Origin of the sequence: Cohnella cellulosilytica (assembly GCF_042431195.1) — a bacterium.
Taxonomy (GTDB): domain Bacteria; phylum Bacillota; class Bacilli; order Paenibacillales; family Paenibacillaceae; genus Cohnella; species Cohnella cellulosilytica.
This window is the reverse complement of sequence record NZ_JBHMDN010000016.1, coordinates 130008-147877: the sequence shown is the minus strand read 5'-3', so window position 1 is coordinate 147877 and position 17870 is coordinate 130008. Positions and strand designations below refer to the sequence as shown.

At 51.7% G+C, this 17870-nt stretch carries 16 protein-coding genes and 1 pseudogene; 7 read left to right on the top strand and 10 right to left on the bottom strand.

Features of this window, described 5'->3' with window-relative positions:
• Positions 1–5: 5 nt before the first annotated feature.
• Positions 6–479 carry a helical membrane plugin domain-containing protein gene (locus tag ACFFT4_RS12645; protein WP_378048119.1) on the bottom strand — a complete coding sequence of 158 codons (474 nt, stop codon included), beginning with the start codon at positions 477–479 and terminating at the stop codon, positions 6–8.
• A 13-nt stretch (positions 480–492) separates the two neighbouring features.
• Complete coding sequence (gene fdhF, locus ACFFT4_RS12640; protein ID WP_378048118.1) at positions 493–3435, bottom strand: formate dehydrogenase subunit alpha; 2943 nt, start codon at positions 3433–3435, stop codon at positions 493–495.
• 343 nt (positions 3436–3778) lie between these two features.
• Here fdhF and ACFFT4_RS12635 point away from each other — a divergent pair, with 343 nt between their 5' ends.
• Complete coding sequence (locus tag ACFFT4_RS12635) at positions 3779–4123, top strand: Na-translocating system protein MpsC family protein (RefSeq protein WP_378048116.1); 345 nt, start codon at positions 3779–3781, stop codon at positions 4121–4123.
• 11 nt (positions 4124–4134) lie between these two features.
• Here the strand turns inward: ACFFT4_RS12635 and ACFFT4_RS12630 are convergent, their stop codons facing one another.
• Positions 4135–4596, bottom strand: coding sequence for a nuclear transport factor 2 family protein (locus tag ACFFT4_RS12630; protein ID WP_378048115.1), 462 nt, complete (start codon positions 4594–4596; stop codon positions 4135–4137).
• Positions 4597–4771: 175 nt separating this feature from the next.
• Between ACFFT4_RS12630 and ACFFT4_RS12625 the strand changes: the two genes are divergently transcribed.
• Positions 4772–5266 (top strand): nitroreductase family protein, encoded by a 495-nt coding sequence (locus ACFFT4_RS12625; RefSeq protein WP_378048113.1) that lies wholly within the window; start codon positions 4772–4774, stop codon positions 5264–5266.
• A 107-nt stretch (positions 5267–5373) separates the two neighbouring features.
• On the opposite strand, the gene ACFFT4_RS12620 is transcribed toward ACFFT4_RS12625, so the two are convergent.
• On the bottom strand, positions 5374–5637 hold the full coding sequence (locus ACFFT4_RS12620; protein WP_378048111.1) for an EamA family transporter: 264 nt from the start codon (positions 5635–5637) through the stop codon (positions 5374–5376).
• Positions 5638–5707: 70 nt separating this feature from the next.
• On the opposite strand from ACFFT4_RS12620, the gene ACFFT4_RS12615 reads away from it, so the two are divergent.
• Positions 5708–8050 (top strand): hypothetical protein, encoded by a 2343-nt coding sequence (locus ACFFT4_RS12615; protein WP_378048110.1) that lies wholly within the window; start codon positions 5708–5710, stop codon positions 8048–8050.
• Positions 8051–8140: 90 nt separating this feature from the next.
• On the opposite strand, the gene ACFFT4_RS12610 is transcribed toward ACFFT4_RS12615, so the two are convergent.
• The 3 genes from ACFFT4_RS12610 to ACFFT4_RS12600 all read right to left on the bottom strand — a co-directional run bounded on the left by ACFFT4_RS12610 (position 8141) and on the right by ACFFT4_RS12600 (position 11139).
• The gene (locus ACFFT4_RS12610) at positions 8141–8968 is read right to left on the bottom strand and encodes a class I SAM-dependent methyltransferase (RefSeq protein ID WP_378048109.1); all 828 of its coding nucleotides are present in this window, start codon (positions 8966–8968) and stop codon (positions 8141–8143) included.
• Positions 8969–9110: 142 nt separating this feature from the next.
• Positions 9111–10421, bottom strand: a complete 1311-nt coding sequence (locus tag ACFFT4_RS12605; RefSeq protein WP_378048107.1) for a sensor histidine kinase — start codon at positions 10419–10421, stop codon at positions 9111–9113.
• A 43-nt stretch (positions 10422–10464) separates the two neighbouring features.
• The gene (locus ACFFT4_RS12600; protein ID WP_378048105.1) at positions 10465–11139 is read right to left on the bottom strand and encodes a response regulator transcription factor; all 675 of its coding nucleotides are present in this window, start codon (positions 11137–11139) and stop codon (positions 10465–10467) included.
• A 131-nt stretch (positions 11140–11270) separates the two neighbouring features.
• On the opposite strand from ACFFT4_RS12600, the gene ACFFT4_RS12595 reads away from it, so the two are divergent.
• Positions 11271–12047 carry a hypothetical protein gene (locus ACFFT4_RS12595; RefSeq protein ID WP_378048103.1) on the top strand — a complete coding sequence of 259 codons (777 nt, stop codon included), beginning with the start codon at positions 11271–11273 and terminating at the stop codon, positions 12045–12047.
• Positions 12048–12192: 145 nt separating this feature from the next.
• Positions 12193–12357, top strand: a complete 165-nt coding sequence (locus ACFFT4_RS12590) for a hypothetical protein (protein ID WP_378048102.1) — start codon at positions 12193–12195, stop codon at positions 12355–12357.
• A 302-nt stretch (positions 12358–12659) separates the two neighbouring features.
• Here the strand turns inward: ACFFT4_RS12590 and ACFFT4_RS12585 are convergent, their stop codons facing one another.
• From ACFFT4_RS12585 to ACFFT4_RS12575, 3 genes are all read right to left on the bottom strand, one after another.
• Positions 12660–13205, bottom strand: coding sequence for a TetR/AcrR family transcriptional regulator (locus ACFFT4_RS12585; RefSeq protein WP_378048100.1), 546 nt, complete (start codon positions 13203–13205; stop codon positions 12660–12662).
• A gap of 221 nt (positions 13206–13426) precedes the next feature.
• Entirely contained in the window at positions 13427–14629 is a 1203-nt protein-coding gene (locus ACFFT4_RS12580) for a multidrug effflux MFS transporter (RefSeq protein ID WP_378048098.1), read from the bottom strand.
• A 266-nt stretch (positions 14630–14895) separates the two neighbouring features.
• Entirely contained in the window at positions 14896–15843 is a 948-nt protein-coding gene (locus ACFFT4_RS12575) for an AraC family transcriptional regulator (RefSeq protein ID WP_378048095.1), read from the bottom strand.
• A gap of 151 nt (positions 15844–15994) precedes the next feature.
• Between ACFFT4_RS12575 and ACFFT4_RS12570 the strand changes: the two genes are divergently transcribed.
• Positions 15995–16846 (top strand): aldo/keto reductase, encoded by an 852-nt coding sequence (locus ACFFT4_RS12570; RefSeq protein ID WP_378048094.1) that lies wholly within the window; start codon positions 15995–15997, stop codon positions 16844–16846.
• 241 nt (positions 16847–17087) lie between these two features.
• A pseudogene (locus ACFFT4_RS12565) lies at positions 17088–17870 on the top strand (aldo/keto reductase).

Below are 17870 nucleotides of genomic sequence, written 5' to 3'. Positions count from 1 at the left end.
AATTGTCATAGCTTCTTCCCCATGCCTTTCAGGAAACGGGCACCAAAACCGAGAACGCGGTTAATGTCCGGATCGAATAAAATTTTCAGCAGGCCGAAGATTCCGACTTTCCTGGGCGCTTTCAAATATTCCCTGGCTTCCTCCATGCCGGAAGACACGCTTCCGAGCAGCTTTTTGGTCAGCTCGGGGTCCATCTCGGACAGCGCCTCCGCCGCGCCCATGAGGTTGTTGATCACATTGGTGACGGGCTTGCGGGAGGCTTGATCCAGCGCGATTCTCGCGATGTCTTTTTTCGCCTTCAGCATGGCGTGAACTGCTTCGAGAATGCCGCTGTCATGCAGCTCCCGGACGAGCTCCAGCGTCTTCTTGAGCGCTTCGTCATGCTCCGTCAGATGAGCGGCCAGCTCATCCAACGACTGCTTTTGCTTATCCTCTTCCGAGACAATATTTTTCCTGACGGCATTAATCGGTTGTGCCATGATCTCGTCTCCCTTATTCTTGATCCACTAACGAAACATAGCCGGGACGATTCCATTTGCGCTGCACTTCCACTCCGTTCTGCGGGTGGCGTTTCTTGTATCGCGGACTGGTCTTGGGCAGCGGGTTGCCGCCTTCCAGCTCCAGCACCTGCATGCTCACTTTGATTTGTTTGTAGGCCGGGGTGTGCGTCTGTACGTCCACCGCGCCGCCGGTCAGCATGTTGATCGCATTCTCGTGGCTTGCGGAATGCATCGGAACGTAGACGCTGCGGCCCTGCACCCGGTCCGATACGACGACGCGCAGCTTGATCGCCCCGTACGGGGATTCCAGCCGGACTAACGATCCGTCCTTGACGCCGCGCTCTTGGGCAAGCTCCGGGGACACCTCGACGAACACTTCGGGAAGCTTGTAGCTGATTCCCTTCGATTTGTTGGTCAAATTTCCTTCGTGGAATTGCTCCAGCAAGCGCCCGTTATTCAGCGACAAGTCGAATTCCTTGGGAAATTCCGTAGGCGGAATGTAATCGAAGAGGCCCAAGCGCGCTTTTTTGTCCGGGAAGTTGAAGCCGTCCGTAAAGAGCAAAGGCGTATTGCCGCCTTCCGGAGATCCCCAGTTAAAGCTGTTCCAGCCTGCCAGCTTGTCATAGCTGCATTGCGAGAAAAACGGAGTGAGCGAAGCCATTTCCGCGAAAATCTCGCCCGGGTGACGGTAATTCCACTCGAATCCCATCTGCTTGGCCACCTGCGTGAAGATCCACCAGTCCGGCTTGCTGTTGCCTTTCGGCTCGAGCGCTTGATACAGACGCTGCACCCGGCGTTCGGTATTGGTGAAGGTCCCTTCCTTCTCCAGCGACGGCGCGGCAGGCAAGATGATGTCGGCAAATTCGGCCGTCTTGCTCAGGAACACGTCCTGCACCACAAGAAAATCAAGCTTCGCCAGCATTTCCTGCGTATGCCGGGAATCGGCGTCCACCCACGCCATCTCTTCTCCGGCAATATACATCGCTCTGAGATTTCCGCGCTCGATTTCGTTCAGCATTTGAATGTTGTCCAGGCCGGGTTCGCCCGGAAGCGAAACGCCGTAAGCCGCTTCGAATTTGGCGCGAATGGCGTCGTCCGCGACCGGCTGGTATCCGGGGAAAATGTTGGGCATCGTGCCCATGTCGGACGCGCCCTGCACATTGTTGTGGCCGCGAAGCGGAAACGCGCCTGCGCCCGGACGCATAAAGTTCCCCGTAACGAGCAGCAGGTTCGCGATCGCCGTCGAAGTATACGAGCCGCCTATGTTTTGGGTGACGCCCATTCCCCAACAAATCGCGGTTCCGTCCGCGTCCCGAATCATTTGGGCGATTGCGATCAACGTTTCTTGAGGAATGCCGGTTTCTTTCTCGGCGAAATCCAACGTAAAGCGCTGCAGCAGCTTCACATATTCGGGATAAAAATTCACATGCCGTTCGATAAATTGCGGATCGTGCCAATTCTGATCGATCATGTACTTGGTCACCGCCGATAACCACACGTAATCCGTTCCTTGATTCGGACGGATGAACAAGTCGGCGCGATCGGCCATCTCGTGCCTGCGGAGGTCGACGGAGATCAGCTTTTGCCCGTGCAGCTTATGCGCGCGCTTGATGCGCGTAGCGAGCACCGGGTGGCCTTCGCCCGGGGCGCAGCCCACCAGAATAACAAGACCGGCGGCGGCAAGATCCTTGATCGTGCCGGAATCGCCGCCGATGCCCGTCGTCTGCTGCAAGCCCCAGGAGGCGGGAGATTGACAGTAGCGCGAACAGTTATCCACGTTGTTGGTTTGGAACACTTGCCGGGCCAGCTTTTGCAGCAAATAATTTTCTTCGTTGGTGAACTTGGAGGAGGAGATGAAGCCAAGCGCGTTAGCGCCGTACCGCTCTTTAATGCCGCTCATTTTGCTGGCCATCAGGTTTAACGCTTCTTCCCAGGTGGCTTCCACAAATTCGTCTCCCCGACGAATCAGCGGCTGCGTCAGACGTTGTTCGCTGTTCACGAAATCCCAACCGAATTTCCCTTTTACGCAGGTCGAAATTCCGTTAACGGGAGCGTCCGAAACCGGTTGGACTTTCAAAATTTTGCGGTCCTTGGTCCACACCTCGAAGGAGCAGCCTACGCCGCAGAACGTGCAAACCGTTTTGGTTTTTTTGGTGCGGGTTTCTCGCATGGCGGCCTCCACTTCCGAAACCGCAAAAATGCCGCTGTAGCCGGGCTCCACTTCTTTTATAAGACGAATCATCGGATCAAGCAGGTCCTGTTCGATTCCGCTCATAAATCCGGCTTCGCCGAGCATCGATTTCTCCATTAAAGCATTGCAAGGGCAGACCGTTACGCATTGACCGCAGCTGACGCACGAGGAATCGTTGATCGTTGACCCCAGGTCCCAGAGAACGCGCGGACGTTCGGCTTCCCAATCGATGGACAGCGTTTCGTTAACCTGAAGGTTTTGGCAGACCTCTACGCATTGGCCGCACGCGATACACTGGTTGGGGTCATAGCGATAAAAAGGATGCGACATATCCACTTCACTGGGATCGACTTTCGGCGTATACGGATATTTCTGATGCTCGATCTCCATCAATTCCGCCGTATTGTGAATTTTGCAGTTGCCGTTATTGTTATCGCAAACGGTGCAATAGAGAAGGTGATTTTCCAGAATCCGATCCATCGCTTCGGTCTGCGCCGCCTTGGCCCTGTCGGAGGACAATTGCACGCGCATCCCCTCCGCAACCTTGGTCGAGCAGGAACGGACCAGCTTGCCGTTCGCTTCCACTATGCACGTATCGCAAGTCCGAATCGGATCGACTTCCGGGACGTAACAGATTTGAGGATGGGCGATTCCATGCCGATTAATGGCCTCCAGCAGGGTCGAACCCGCTTCGGTCTCATATTCCGTTTCGTTTAATTGGATAGTTACGGTGTGTCCACTCATGGAACGACTCCCCCTTCGGATGTCATGACGCAAAAAAACTCCGCCACAAGAAAAATGCGTCGGATAATCGAGCACATCTCTCTTATGGTGGAGTAGTCATTCAAGCATCAGTATACTCGATTGCCAATCCGCCATTAAATATAGCCATTAACGGCATGCAGATACACTGCAGGTCGCCAATGTGACCAATGTCATTGACAATATTATAACTCCGATTCCGGGGGAATTCAATGCAAGAGACGGCCCTCCTCTTCAATTTTTGACTCCCTTAAATAAGATGTATTAGTATGATAGATAGAAATGATCTAGCCAGACTATCATCGTTGACGGAGAGGGATGGCCGATGAACAAAGCAGCCGCATTCAATGAACTGATCAGAAAGGTTCGCAAGGATTTGTTCAGCAAAGGTCCCGAACGCATTCATACGACTTTCGTTGATAATATGGTCATCTGCATGCTTTACGGCAATATGACTCCGACCGAAAAATTTATCGCCAGCGATCCCGCCGGCAAAGATATGGTTCATGCGGCGCGAACCAAAATGATTCAACGGGCGTATATGACGGATTTTACGGAACAGCTGGAGGAGCTGATGGGAACCCGACTCGTCCATCTATTTGCCGATATGAAGGTCGAAGAGGATATCGCCATGTCCGTTTTCGTGTTTGAGGATAACGTTCAGAAATAATGTCGTCCCTCTTATAAGCCAAGCTCTGTAAGACCCGGATAGTCGTCGGGACGGCGCCCAAGCGGCCAGCGATATTTCCTCTCTGCTTCGCTTATCGGCTTGTCATTGATCGAAGCGTACCGGAGCCGGTTCAAGCCGGCATCATTAAATTCCCAGTTCTCATTCCCATAAGATCGGAACCACTGTCCGCTGTCATCATGCCACTCATAAGCAAAACGGACGGCGATTCGGTTGCCGTTAAAAGACCAAAGCTCTTTGATGAGCCGATAATCCAATTCTTTATTCCATTTACGCGTAAGAAAATCGATGATTTGTTTTCTGCCAACCGGAAACTCGACACGGTTACGCCAGCGGCTGTCTTCGGAATAATCCATGGCCACCAGCTGCGGATCGCGAGTGTTCCAATCATCCTCCGCTTTGCGAACTTTCTCGATCGCCGTTTTCAGCGTAAAGGGGGGAACAATAATCTTCATACTTTTCTCCTTCTATTTGTTATTTACCCTGCAAATTTTCCATTTCAATCGAGTCATTTGTACTACTGTATGGTTCAACGGGGAAAATGTGCAATAAAAAGAGCTGGCTTCGGCGGTAAACACCTTCAAGGTGTTTATTGCCGAAGCCAAATGAACGATCGTGCCGCGTCCTCGATTGATCCTGCCGGTGCCGAACCGACAATCGCTTGCTCCGGACATGATGCAAAAGGAAAAATTGTTATCTATCGCTAACGGCCAGAAGCAAATCATCCAAAGCTCCGTCGTGATCGCGGTGCTTGGCGATCTGGAGGCAAATAAAAACACGGAAATTGTTTATGACGCGGCGGTTGAAGCCGGGCTGATACCGAACGAGGTGAGAGACCGTCTGGCTGCGCAAATAGCAGACTATTACCAAGATCCCCAATTCGCTCGTGATTCAGCATTCAGCAATGCCGGTCTGTTCGCTATGCAACTGATGTTAACGGCAAAGGCGCTGGGTTATGACACGTGTCCCATGGTCGGCTATAATCAGGAGCAATTTGTTAAATCGTTTAACGTTCCGGCTCGATATGCGCCGGTTATGCTGATTTGCGTCGGCTTGGCTGCCAAGGCCGGACGTCCTTCAAATCGTTTGCCCTTGGGTCAGTTTGCCGTGTTTAACCCATTCTAACAGGGATACTTTGCACAATGGACAAGCCTTAATCGAGCAGGAGGAGGCGTCTAACCTCCGTCCTCTCAGTCGAGCGACCCGGAGGAGTTTCACCTTTATCGATGATCTTACAAGTCCTTAGCAGGATCATGCCCAGTATGGGAATATTGCAAGGATCTCAGCCAAAAGTACATCAGCATCCCCGACAGCGTAATCAATCCGCCCGCAAACTGAAAGACGGAAATATGTTCTCCTAACAACAGATAAGCCAGGAGGATCGCCAGAACAGGCTCGCCTATAATGCCTACAGAAACCGTGGTTGCTCCGATGGATTTTAACAGCAGATTAAACACATAGTGCCCGAAGATCGTCGGAATTGCATTGACGCTCATCGGAATTGAATTTCGCCCATATAATGGAGGTAGAATTCATCTTTGAAAAAGCGAAAAGAGGGAAAATACCTTGGCGTTAACCATTCGGAAGCAGGCAAGCAGCAGCCCGGAGACACCTTGTACGTTCCGGGTCGAGCTCTCCGCGGAAGGCAGCCTCACAACGTTAGATTTGCCTTTGTATCTGGTGTTCGTTATTGACGCGACTTCGACGATGGGCATACAGGATGTCAACAACAACACAGCGACGCGCTTCCAGGTTGCGGTTCAAGCGATTCACTCCTTCTTGGACATTATCTTTTCGGAAGAATATGCTTCCGTCGAGAAGCATATCGCCCTGGTAACGTTCGGGAACGGAGCAAGGGTACATGTCACGCAAGCCGATGCCGAAGGGAAGTTTAGCGGTTTGGTCAACCCGGCCCCTTTAACGTTGCCGGCCGGCGGCGGTGCGCCGGTGCAAGATCATTATATTGGCGCCAACAGCTACGATCCGGCGCAGGCGGCGACGGCGCTAGCCAACTTCCGGAGCGTGGCGGACAAGGCCGCTTTTTTCTATCAGGATGAAGAAGACATCGAGACGATGATCGACAATATCAGTCGTTACAGCAATACAAACGTTCAATCCGGTTTTCTCCTGGCAGGCGAGCTGTTGGAGGCGATTCCCGCCGAGGCGCACAAGCTGATCATTCTCATGACGGATGGCGAGAGCGCCGCCTCTTCCACCTTCTATGCGTATTATAATGAAGCCGATATTCCAGCCCGAATCAACGCAGCGGTTCTCGTACAAGAAGGGAACGCGCTCTTGGCCGACTACAACGGTATCCGGGCGCCCGTTACGTTCGAGGACCTGGTCCGGGAAGGAATCAACCCGAACAGCTTCGATCCGGCGGCCTTCACTCCGCTGCAAACCGTCGGTCTCAAATTGCGCGCGCTGGCCAGAAGCGAAGCTTTCTTCGCAGCCGCGACCCAATCGCTCATCGTCAATCCGTTTGCCGGCGAATGGCATAACTTCGACGGAAGAAACAGCGACAATGCGACCCGCGTACCCGCCGCGCCTAATTTGCTCGACGAGATTACGTTAAACGGCTATTACTGGTCTAACGGACGAATCGGATTCGCGGCCAATTATTATTACTACCAGCGCAGCCCGTTCTTCGCCAGGGTCGACGGCATTTGGCAATTTTCGCAATCGGCCACGGGGATTCCGATTCAACCGGTATATGAGGATGTCTTTTTTCCGCAAAGTCTGGTCGGACGCGAGCTCGAGACGGTCGTATTCGACAACTCCGAGACGGAGCTGATGATCTTCGCCACCGACGCCAAAATTTCGCAAACCCGGCTTATCGATTATTACGAGCAGACGAGCCGGAATATCTTCGCCAGCAACGAGGCCAAGCGGTTTATGATCGCCTCTTCGGAGGAGATTCGCGCCAATGGAATTCGGATCGATACGATCGGGATCGGTCATTCGGTTCTGCTGCCTGAATATCTGGATGCGACGGCGTCTTCCGGCCAAGCTTTTATCGTTCCTCTCGAGATCGCCAACGCGCAGGATGCGCTGCGTGATCAGATGATTGCCGTCACTAACGCGGAGCTCGGTTTCTTTCGCAATGTCGTTATTACGGATAGGGTTCCCCGTCGATCCGCCGGTGGTCCTTCCCAGCCGAATGACGGCACCTTCACGCTGGATGCGAATTCGCTTCAAGTGGCCTTTGTGCGCACGCCGGATAGTCCGGTTTTATTTCAGCCTGTCGATTTGAGCGGCGGGTTGGTCAGCATAACCGAGGAGGGGGACCATTATACCGTCGTGCTGCGTGCGGGAGATCTGTGGGCTCCGGAGGAAGCCGCTCTGCAGGAAGGGCGTTTCTTCAAGACGATTATCGCGTTTGATCTTACTCCGAATCCGGGCGTCATCTCCCGAAGCGGAGGGAACGTGCCCGATATTCCGGCCAACAGCGAAGCCTTCGCAAGTTGGATGGAAGCGAATGCGGAAAGGATATTGCCTTACCCTCCCGCCCTGGTGTATGTGCCCGCATTCTGCACGCCCCAGCCTCCCGCAGTGACCATCACTGTAGACCCGGACGACGTTCCTCCGGGAGGAGAGACAGCTGTCACGATCACGGTCCAAAATAGGGCCAACGTGCCCATTGTAAAGCGGCTGCACGTTCACCTTCCCGCGGAATTTCGCTATCTCCCCGGGTCTCTGGTTGTCCGCAATCGGCCGGATTCGGCAGTATCGCTTCATGATATTGATCTGGGCGTGAACCAACCTGGAGAAACGGATACGATTCGCTTCCGGCTTGCCGCACCGCTTGACAAGCGCTTCAAGCATTATACGCTGCGTGCCACCGTATGTACCGTTCTAGGCGACGTTACCGTATCTGCCGACATTCAAGTCGAAGACGAGGAAGAGTAACTTAACGCATTAAAGCCGGTCCACGCGTCAGCACGGATCCAGCTCCTGGGAAGGCTTATTGTGGCGTAGGACAAATAACTTGCAGACGTCTTAGCCTTTTTTGGGAGAATGACCCTGCCTTTTCCGCTGCTTCCCTTGTCTATTGATTTTGGGTTTCCGCAGTTTCGGATGCGTATTTCCCATTGCGGTTTGCTCGGGCAAGGAACGTTTCGCGTCCCGATACCGGACAACGGACTCCATGTGATCCAAGAACAGCAGGCGTTCCGTTTCCTCGTTTTTTTGGGGGGCACCCCGTTGTTCCTTGACATAATGCGGCTCCTCGAACTGTCCGTTCTCGCTAAAAAAAAGCATTTCTCCCAGAGATACCGGCTGTTTGACAACGAGCAGATGGAACATAATCTGATAAGCGACATTTAGCTGCGTTTGACGAAGCAAGGCCAACTCGAATGGGTTATAGCCGACTTGATAAGCGGCAAAGTAGAAAAACTCCATACGAAGCACTCTGAAGTCAATAGACGGCGCCTCCTCCCCCAGTAAGGACCAGGTGCTATTCTGCGATAGCAGGTACTCATCCCCGGCGATAACCGATTCGGGAGAACGCGTCCAGAACCGCGGCGAGTGCTCATTAAACAATTGTTTAAACTGCGGGTTAACCATATGAGAGCTTGCATGCGCATAGGGAGCGACGATACAAACTATTGCATTGTGACGGCATATCCGGTAAAGCTCCGTTAAGACCGATTGAAGGTCATCGGCATACTCCAGACTATGCGAGGCCATCACGAATTCCACAGAGTTATCTTCAAAGGGAAGCGGACGATTAAAGTCATGCACCAAATCCGTGTCCGGGTAAGCGATCCGATCTATGCCTATACAATGATCAAATTTTTGTTTTCCGCTGCCCAGATCGATTCTCACACCGACTCCCCCTTCCTCTATCTGCCTAACCCTATAGTATTCCAATTAACATCGTACCGAATATGTATTTGTCCTTATGAGTTCACCTATATTCTTCGCAGCGGCCAAACACGCCGAGAGGTGCCGGGCGGCAACCGTGATACTACAGAGGCAAGCACACTATAAACGTAGTGCCCTTGCCGACGACGCTTTCCGCATGGATTGTGCCATGACCGGCATTTACAATATTTTGAGCGATCGCGAGCCCCAGTCCGTGCCCACCGGATTGCCGCGTCCTCGATTGATCCTGGCGGTAAAAGCGGTCGAAGATGCGGGGCAGCGCTTCGGGTGCGATGCCGATCCCGCTGTCCTTGACCTCGATCATCATCATCCGTTCCCCTTTTACCGTCCTATCGGCAAGCCTGACTTGTACGACTCCGTTTTCCGATGAATATTTCACGGCGTTATCGACAAGCAGAATAAGCAGCTGCGCGAACTTCTCTTCGTCCCACTCCACAATGAAGTCAGTCGGAGCGTCCAGCTCGATGGCGATACGCTTGTTGTCCCCCAACAGCCGGAGGCGATCGACGACCTTCTCTGCCGTCAAGCCGGCATGAAACGGCGACCGGTCAAGCTCAAGCTCTCCGGAATCGGAACGGGCAAGCTGCAGTAAATCTCCCGTTAGTTTCGTAATCGATCCGACTTCCTGTTTCATTCCCGACAGGAGGTTATGGGCGAGAGGGAGAGCCGCGGCGCTTTCCTCCAGTTCTAATTGGAGCGCTTCAATCGAGGTTAGAAGCACGCTAAGCGGCGTTCTTAGCTCATGCGAAGCGTCCGCTGCAAATTCCTTCTGTCTCGCGTAGGAGCGAGCGATCGGGACCATCGCTTTGCGGGACATCCAATAACTGAACCCTAAAGCCAATAAAAAGAACAGAAGCGCCATGCCGACCAGCAGAATGAGCAGCCAGCGAAACAAGTTGTGTTGGAACGTAACCTCTTTCCCGATATATAACACGCTGCTTCGATCCCCGTTAAACGCCAGTTCGCGGGCCGTAACCAAAAATTGCGCATCGTGGGCCGACGCGCCGCTGAAGGTCTGCATCGAGATTCGCGTATAATCGTCCCGCGCGAATTGTCCTTGCGAGATCGCCTGCATCACTTGCTCGCGCAGTTGAGACTGAATTTCGCCGCCCAACTGGACATGCCCGCCATCGCCGATCAAATAATAGAACGACTGATCGTTGCTGATCGAGAAAGCATCCTCTACATCGCGAGGGGGCGGACGGGTCGAATCGCCGCCTTGCCCGCTCCATTGCTTCAGCGCTTGGAATTCGCTATCGGCGACTGCGCCCAGAGCGGATCGCTGCTCGCTCCAAATCACCCCGTACAGCAGTGCATACACGGCGATAATGAACAGGCTCAGAAATAAAATCAGCATGCCGCTGTATTGAAGCGTCAGCTTATTACGCGTCATGGCGAACAGATCGCCGTTTGCCGTCCGCCTTTTTATCCCCCATTTAGGCTTCAATGCGATACCCAACGCCTCTCACGCTCCTGATGAGCTCCTGCGAAGAGGACGCTCCGAGCTTCTTGCGAATCAATTTGACGGTCGCGTCGATCGTCTTCAAATTCACCTCGGCGTCGAGCCCCCATACTTTGTCCAATATCACTTCCCGCGCCAACGTCAGCCCCTTATTCTGAACGAGCAGATCCAATATTTGAAACTCGCGGGGAGACAACTTCATTTCTTCGCCTCCGTTCCTGACGATCTGGTTGTTTCTGTGCAGCTCCAGATCGCCGATCCGGATAACGTCCTCTTGAAGCGGGACGAACGTTCTGCGCGTCAATGCCCGCAGCCGGGCGAGCAGCTCCTCGATCTCGAACGGCTTCACCAAGTAATCGTCGGCCCCCGCATCGAAACCTGCAACGCGATCCCGCAGCGCATCCTTTGCCGTCAGCATCAGAATCGCCCCGGCATACCCGAGCTTGCGCAGCTTTGCGCAGATGTCGCGGCCATTCCCCTCCGGCATCATCCAATCGAGGACGACCACATCGTAGCTGGAGGCGGTCGCATAATCGTAAGCGTCACGGCCCGTCGTCACCCAGTCAACCGTGCAGCCGGCCTTTCTCTTGATCATGTGCGAGGTTAACTCGCCTAACCGGACATCGTCTTCCGCCAGCAATATTTTCAAGGCGATTCCCCTCTTTCCGAATCTCTAAAAGTATTTTCGATAGAGCTCGCGCTTTCACTATATTTTCACCAAATCCGGGTAACATCGGGATCAAGCAAGAACAAACCCACGATGAAAGGAAGAGGATGAACATGAAAAAGACGGCAAAATGGATGGCGGCTGCGTTGGCGGCTGTGGTAATTATCGGCGGGGGGACTGCGCTTGACCGTTCCAATCACACGATGGCGGCTCCTTCCGGACAGAACGATTGCGGTGCGGGAGGCACGGGCAAAACGCCACCGCCGCCGCCAAACGGAAACGAAGGGCAGCGCAATCCAGATCAACCCCGCCCGCCTAAACCATCCGGAACCGGCGCAGGAGGCCAAGCTGCCGCCCCGGCCCCCGGCAACTTGACTACGGTCACCACAACCGAGGACGGCACCGTTTCCGTCACTGTCTCGGGAGGTTACGAGACCGATCCGCAAGATCATGGCCGCCCCGTCGTTCTTATTGCTGCCGCCCTCGGGGTTCCGACCGAAGTATTCCGCGAAGCGTTCAGCAGCGTAACGCCGGCCGAACTGAGCAGCGGCGGCCCGACCGCCCAGGAGGCGCAGAGCAACAAAGCCGCGCTGTTGAAGGTGCTGGCTCCTTACGGCATCACCAACGACAGATTGGACGAAGTATCCGATTATTATCGGTATAACGGACAGCAATCGCAAACCTGGAAGATCGTCCCGGCAACCGCCGCCGCGATCGTGGAAAACGGCGTCGTAACGGGAATCTCCATCACGAACCCCGGCTCCGGCTATTCTTCGGCGCCCACGATCACGATTAAAGGTCCGAATGGCACGATAACGGCAAAGGCGACGGTTTCCTACTCCAAAGACTTTGCGAAAAACGGAAGCCTCTCCTCCGTCACGCTCCAATAGCCTCACGGCATTGGACAACCCTCGAACGAAATTAGTAATCTCCTGCGCAACCAGGAGGAAGGCGAGTCAAGCGGGATAAGGAAATCCTTGCCGCAAGCCTCGGCGCATGCCGAGAGGCGATAGAGCGATGTGGAGGTCATAGGCAATGGAAAAAAAGTTTCTGGGCAAAGCGTTAATCGGAAAACAGGTCGCCCAAGACATTACGGACAAAAAGGGCGTGCTGCTGATGAGATCGGGAACGGTGTTGACGGAAGCGAAAGTAGCTTTGCTCCAAAAATATCACATCGTTCAAGTGTTCATAAAAGAGTGATTCGATTGCTTGGCAGACGACGCTCGGGAAAGCCGAGAGGCTGTTCAGCCACGAGGATGTATCGTCGAGCAGGCGGGGGCGGCCAGCCCCCGTCCTCTCGCCTGCCGCAGCTCTTCGCCTGTCTTGCACGCCAGTCAGTACCGCCGCTGTCTATCGCAATCGCGGGCTCTTTAACTATATCTTAAGCCCCTCCGATAAAAGAATAATGAAAGAAATGCACACAAAATAGCCCAAATCCGCGTCAGATAAGGGCTTGCGGGATTTGGGCAGAAGCAGGAACTCGGAGAGAACACACTCCCGTACTATAAATTTCTCTCCAACAATTCACCCAATTGTTTGGCTAACTCCTCGTGCGGAATAGGCCTTTCATTCCTGAACCACCATTCCACGACCTCTACATAGGCTGCCGATACAAATCGAACAAGGATGTCTTTCCTTAATCCCTTGTTTTTCCCCTTCAATACGTCTACTTCCACGCCAAATTCTTCGATCAGGAAATCGAGGTACCGATTCCGGAAATAAGGCGCGCCTTTGCTCGCCAGCATCATCGAAAAGAACGAGAAGTTATGTTCAAAATAGTCGGTGCAGATTAAAGTGGACTCGATATAATCCATCTCCGCCGCATCCGCGCAAAGTCTCCGAAGCTCAAGAATATGCGTTTCAATCAGCTTATCAAGCAGATCGTATTTGTCCTGATAGTGCAAATAGATGGTTCCCCGGCTTACATTCGCCCGATCGGAAAGATCCTGGATTGTAATCTCATCAAAGTTTTTTTCAGACATCAGCTCCAGAAGCGCCTTTTTTAACGCTTCTTGCGATTTGGCTATCCTTCTGTCCACTTTAGGCATGGATCGATCACCGTACTTTCCGCTATTCGTCCACGGCAAGCACTCGCGTACACATTCGATGCTTCCGTTGGGAACGTGGAATTTTGAATCCCTTATAATTATAGACAGATGTCCGATATTCTATCAATATATAGCTCTCCTTCGAGCATCGAAAGGAAGCCGTTTAGTTCATCCTTTGAAAGTATAGTAGGATTAGACCGCTCAAGCGGCATTTTCAGCGATTACAGTGACGCAGACGCCGGCTTTTTAATCAGGAACACGTAAGCGATAACAGCCAATACACTGGTCATAAAAATCGTGATTCCGAAAGGCACGGCGGAATTTTCCCCAGCAAGTCCCACAAGCGGAGAAGTGACCGCCCCCAAGGCAAATTGCAGCGTACCCAATACGGCGGCAGCGCTCCCGGCGATACGACCTTGCGATTCCATCGCCAGCGTAAAGGAAACCGGGCCAATAATACCGATCGATGCTGCGAATAAAAAGATGGAAATAAACAACGCAAAGAACGGCCCGTGCGCTAAAACAATAACCAAAATAGCAGCCGTAGTGATGAAAGCTACCTGCAATCCGATCCGAAAAATATGGCGCTCCTCCATCCTTCCGGCCAACCGTTTGACGAGCTGCGAACCCAATATGATCCCGAGGCCGTTCAAGGCGAACAAGACGGAAAACAATTGAGGCGAGATGCCGTACCTATTTTGATAAATAAACGGAGTTCCGGCGACATAGGCGAACACACCGGAAAACAAAATGCCGTTGACAAGCGCATAGCCCATAAAGCTCCGATCCCGCACCAAGGAACCATAGTTCCTTAACACTTCCCTGAAGTTGCTTGGGATACGCCGTTCTGCAGGCAAGCTTTCTTTGATTCCCCATACCGTCACACCCGTCAGGAAAAGTCCCAGCACCCCCAAAAATATGAATACGCCAATCCAGGAGGTGAACGTCGTCACCGTACTGCCGGCCGTAGGGGAAATCAACGGAGCGATGTTGCTGATCATGGTCAGGAGCGACATGAATTTGATCATTTCTACGCCGTTATACCGGTCACGAACAATGGCACGCGAGATCACAAGCCCTGCGGAAGCGACGAACCCCTGAATAAAGCGCAAGGCGATAAAAAGACCGATGTTCGGCGAAAAAGCGCAGGCCAGGGAAGTCAGCAAATAAAGAATCATGGAAATCAACAAAGGTTTGCGTCTGCCATGGACGTCGCTTAAAGGGCCTGTGACAAGCTGCCCTATCCCCAGGCCTAACAAGCTCGCCGTTAAGCTTGCCTGGATCATCGATGCATTCGTGCCAAAATAACTCATCATTTGCGGAAGCGATGAAAGGTACATATCGACCGTAAACGGCCCCAAGGCGGAAAAGGCGGATAACATCAAGGCAAACAGAACGGAATGATTATTGGTTTTTGCATTCATTTCGATAACTCCTAATTTTAGAAATAGCGGCTGATACGCTTATCTTTTACCATTCGATTAATTTTCAATAATGAACGGATGTCCATAATTATATTAGGTTATAGAATATCTGCAATTGTTAATTGCGCTTGATTTGTTAAGTAATGAACGAATAACGATAATGTGTTAAGCAAATGAAGCAAACGAAAAGCTCTTGAATTCGTCCTTACGACGATTCAAGAGCTTTTTGCTTGTAATCTTGTTCGGCAATGTGCTGCCTAGCCGAACTAGGTACGAGCTTCCAAGGAGTTGCGGTAGGCATTTCCTTCTATTGGTTTATACGGTTCCTTCAGTCGCTTGATGTCCGTCTTGGGAGGGAAGCCAAATAGACGCGAATATTCACGACTAAACTGGGATGCACTTTCATAGCCGACTCGATAGGCCACTTCAGTGGCATCCGCCGACTCCATCAATAACAGGCTCCGGGCTTCCTGCAATCGGAGCTGTTTTTGATATTGAAGCGGGCTCATGGCGGTAATTTCTTTAAAGTGTCTATGGAACGAAGAAACACTCATATTAGCGACCTCGGCAAGCTCTTCAATTCTTAACGGCTGATCGTAAGCTTGAGTCATTTGATCGATTGCCGCGCGAATTCGATAAGCATTGCTTCCTTCCACTGCAATCTGCGCAAGTGTGGGACCATAGGGGCCTTGAAGGAGCCGATACAGGATCTCTTTTTTATGAATGGGAGCCAGGAACGGAATGTCTTCGGGAGAATCGAGCAGTTGAACCAATCGGAGGGCAGCGTCCAACATGATCAGCTCGATCTGACCGACAAATAAGGCACGTGAAGTATTAATCTGCGGATGGGCATGAATTTGAATGGCATTCAGCACTTCAAAAATTTCATTTTCGTTAAACTCCAGCTTTAAACTCAAATACGGAAACTCGGGTGAAGCCTCTACAACCTGTCCGCTGACCGGAAGATTCACCGAAGTGATCAGGTAATCGGAAGGACCGTATTCCAGGCGTTCTTCGGCCAGATGGAGCACTTTCAGCCCTTGAGCAACAAAGCAAAAGGATGGTTTGTACACGCGATGAACGGGTTCGCCGAGCTTATCCGAACGAATAAGATACAGAGAAGGGATCGCCGTCGTCATTACTCCTGCCTCTTTACAATGCCGATTGATCAGACGAATAAGGCTGTCCTGTCTTCTCCTTATTTCGTCGTACATAGACTCCCTCCTCGACGGTTTGCTTTTTATTATTATATGCCTTTGAGAGGATTAGGCAATGATTTAAGACAATTTCGATATCAAATCCAGGCCTGGAGATTCATAATAGAGTCCAAGCCGATTTGCGAATATTTTTAACGGAGGGATTCGGATGCAAAAGGTCATTTTGAACAATGGCGTTGAAATGCCTATACTCGGTTTCGGTGTTTTTCAAATTCCCGAGCCAAAAGAATGCGAACAGAGCGTTCTTGACGCTATTATGGCTGGCTACCGTCTGATTGATACGGCTGCGTCCTACTTAAACGAAGAAGCAGTGGGCAGAGCGATTAGACGAAGCGACATTCCCAGAAATGAACTGTTCGTCACAACAAAGCTCTGGGTGCAAGATACGGGCTACGAACGTACAAAACAGGCCTTTGAAAAATCGTTGAGAAGACTGCAGCTCGATTATTTGGATTTGTATTTGATTCATCAGCCCTACGGCGATGTGTATGGCTCTTGGCGCGCGATGGAGGAATTGTATCGGGAAGGAAAAGTTCGCGCAATTGGGGTCAGCAACTTTCATGAGGATCGGTTGATTGATTTGATCCTTCACAATGAAGTCGTTCCCGCCGTAAACCAGGTTGAGACGCATCCGTTTAACCAACAAATCGAAAACGCCGACTTCATGAAAGAGAATCATGTCCAAATCGAATCCTGGGGACCTTTCGCCGAAGGGAAAAACAATTTGTTCCACAATGAAGTGTTGGTGTCCATTGCTGAAAAACATCATAAATCCGTTGCTCAGGTGGTTTTACGCTGGCTCATCCAAAGAGAAATCGTTGTCATTCCAAAATCCGTTCGCAAAGAAAGGATTATTGAAAACTTCGATGTCTTTACGTTTGAATTAAGCCAAGAGGACCTGGATCGGATTGCAACATTGGATACGAAGCAAAGCCTTTTCTTCTCGCATCGGGACCCCGAAAGAGTGAAATGGATCGGAACCCGCAAGCTTGATATTTAGATAAAACGGAGCATTAAAAATTTCGGTCCGGCAAGCTTACATCCACTTCTACGCCATATTCTTGAATGGACATCCTTAACGACACCTTCTTTTCGTTTATAGGCAATTTTAGCTGATCTGTTTAATAATCCACACATCGTGAAGAAATGACTATTGCAAGCCTTACCTTTCCGCTTACAATTATAAACATGAGTTGTTTAATCGATCAATGTTCAATTTCTCAGAAAGCGAGGGGCAGTAAATGGATTATACAAAACTCGGGAATACCGGGTTGGATGTATCCCGGATTTGTCTGGGTTGTATGGGCTTTGGCAACGCAGAAAAAGGACATCATCGTTGGGTGCTTGATTGAGGAGAATACGCGTCCAATCCTAAAAAAAGCTCTGGAGCTTGGGATCAACTTCTTTGATACAGCGAATGTATACGCAGAGGGAACCAGCGAAGCAATTGTCGGAAAGGTCCTGAAGGAGCTTTCCAATCGAGACGAAATTGTCATCGCGACGAAGATACATGGACGCATGCATCCGGGGCCCAATGGCGCCGGACTTTCGCGCAAAGCGATTATGAGCGAAATCGATAAAAGCCTTAGGAGACTGCAAACCGACTACGTTGATTTGTATCAAATTCATCGTTGGGATGGCAGCACGCCCATTGAAGAGACGATGGAAGCACTTCACGACGTAGTCAAGGCCGGGAAAGCACGCGGAAGATTGGCGCGCGAAGCAACAACGCACCGGGCCGAAACCGACGAAATTGCCAAACAGAAGTATGATGCAACAGCTGATGCGGATCGTCTGGTTGTAGATCGGGTTACGCGTCTGGCGGATCAGCATGGCGTTCGGCGCGCTCATATCGCGCTAGCGTGGCTGCTGCACAAAGATCCGGTAACCGCGCCCATCGTTGGCGCTACGAAAGTTGCCAGCTCGAGGACGCGAACGCTGCGCTTTCGATTAAATTAACGCTTGAAGAAATGGCATTTTTGGAAGAACCGTATGTTCCACACCGAATCGTTGGTCATTTTTGA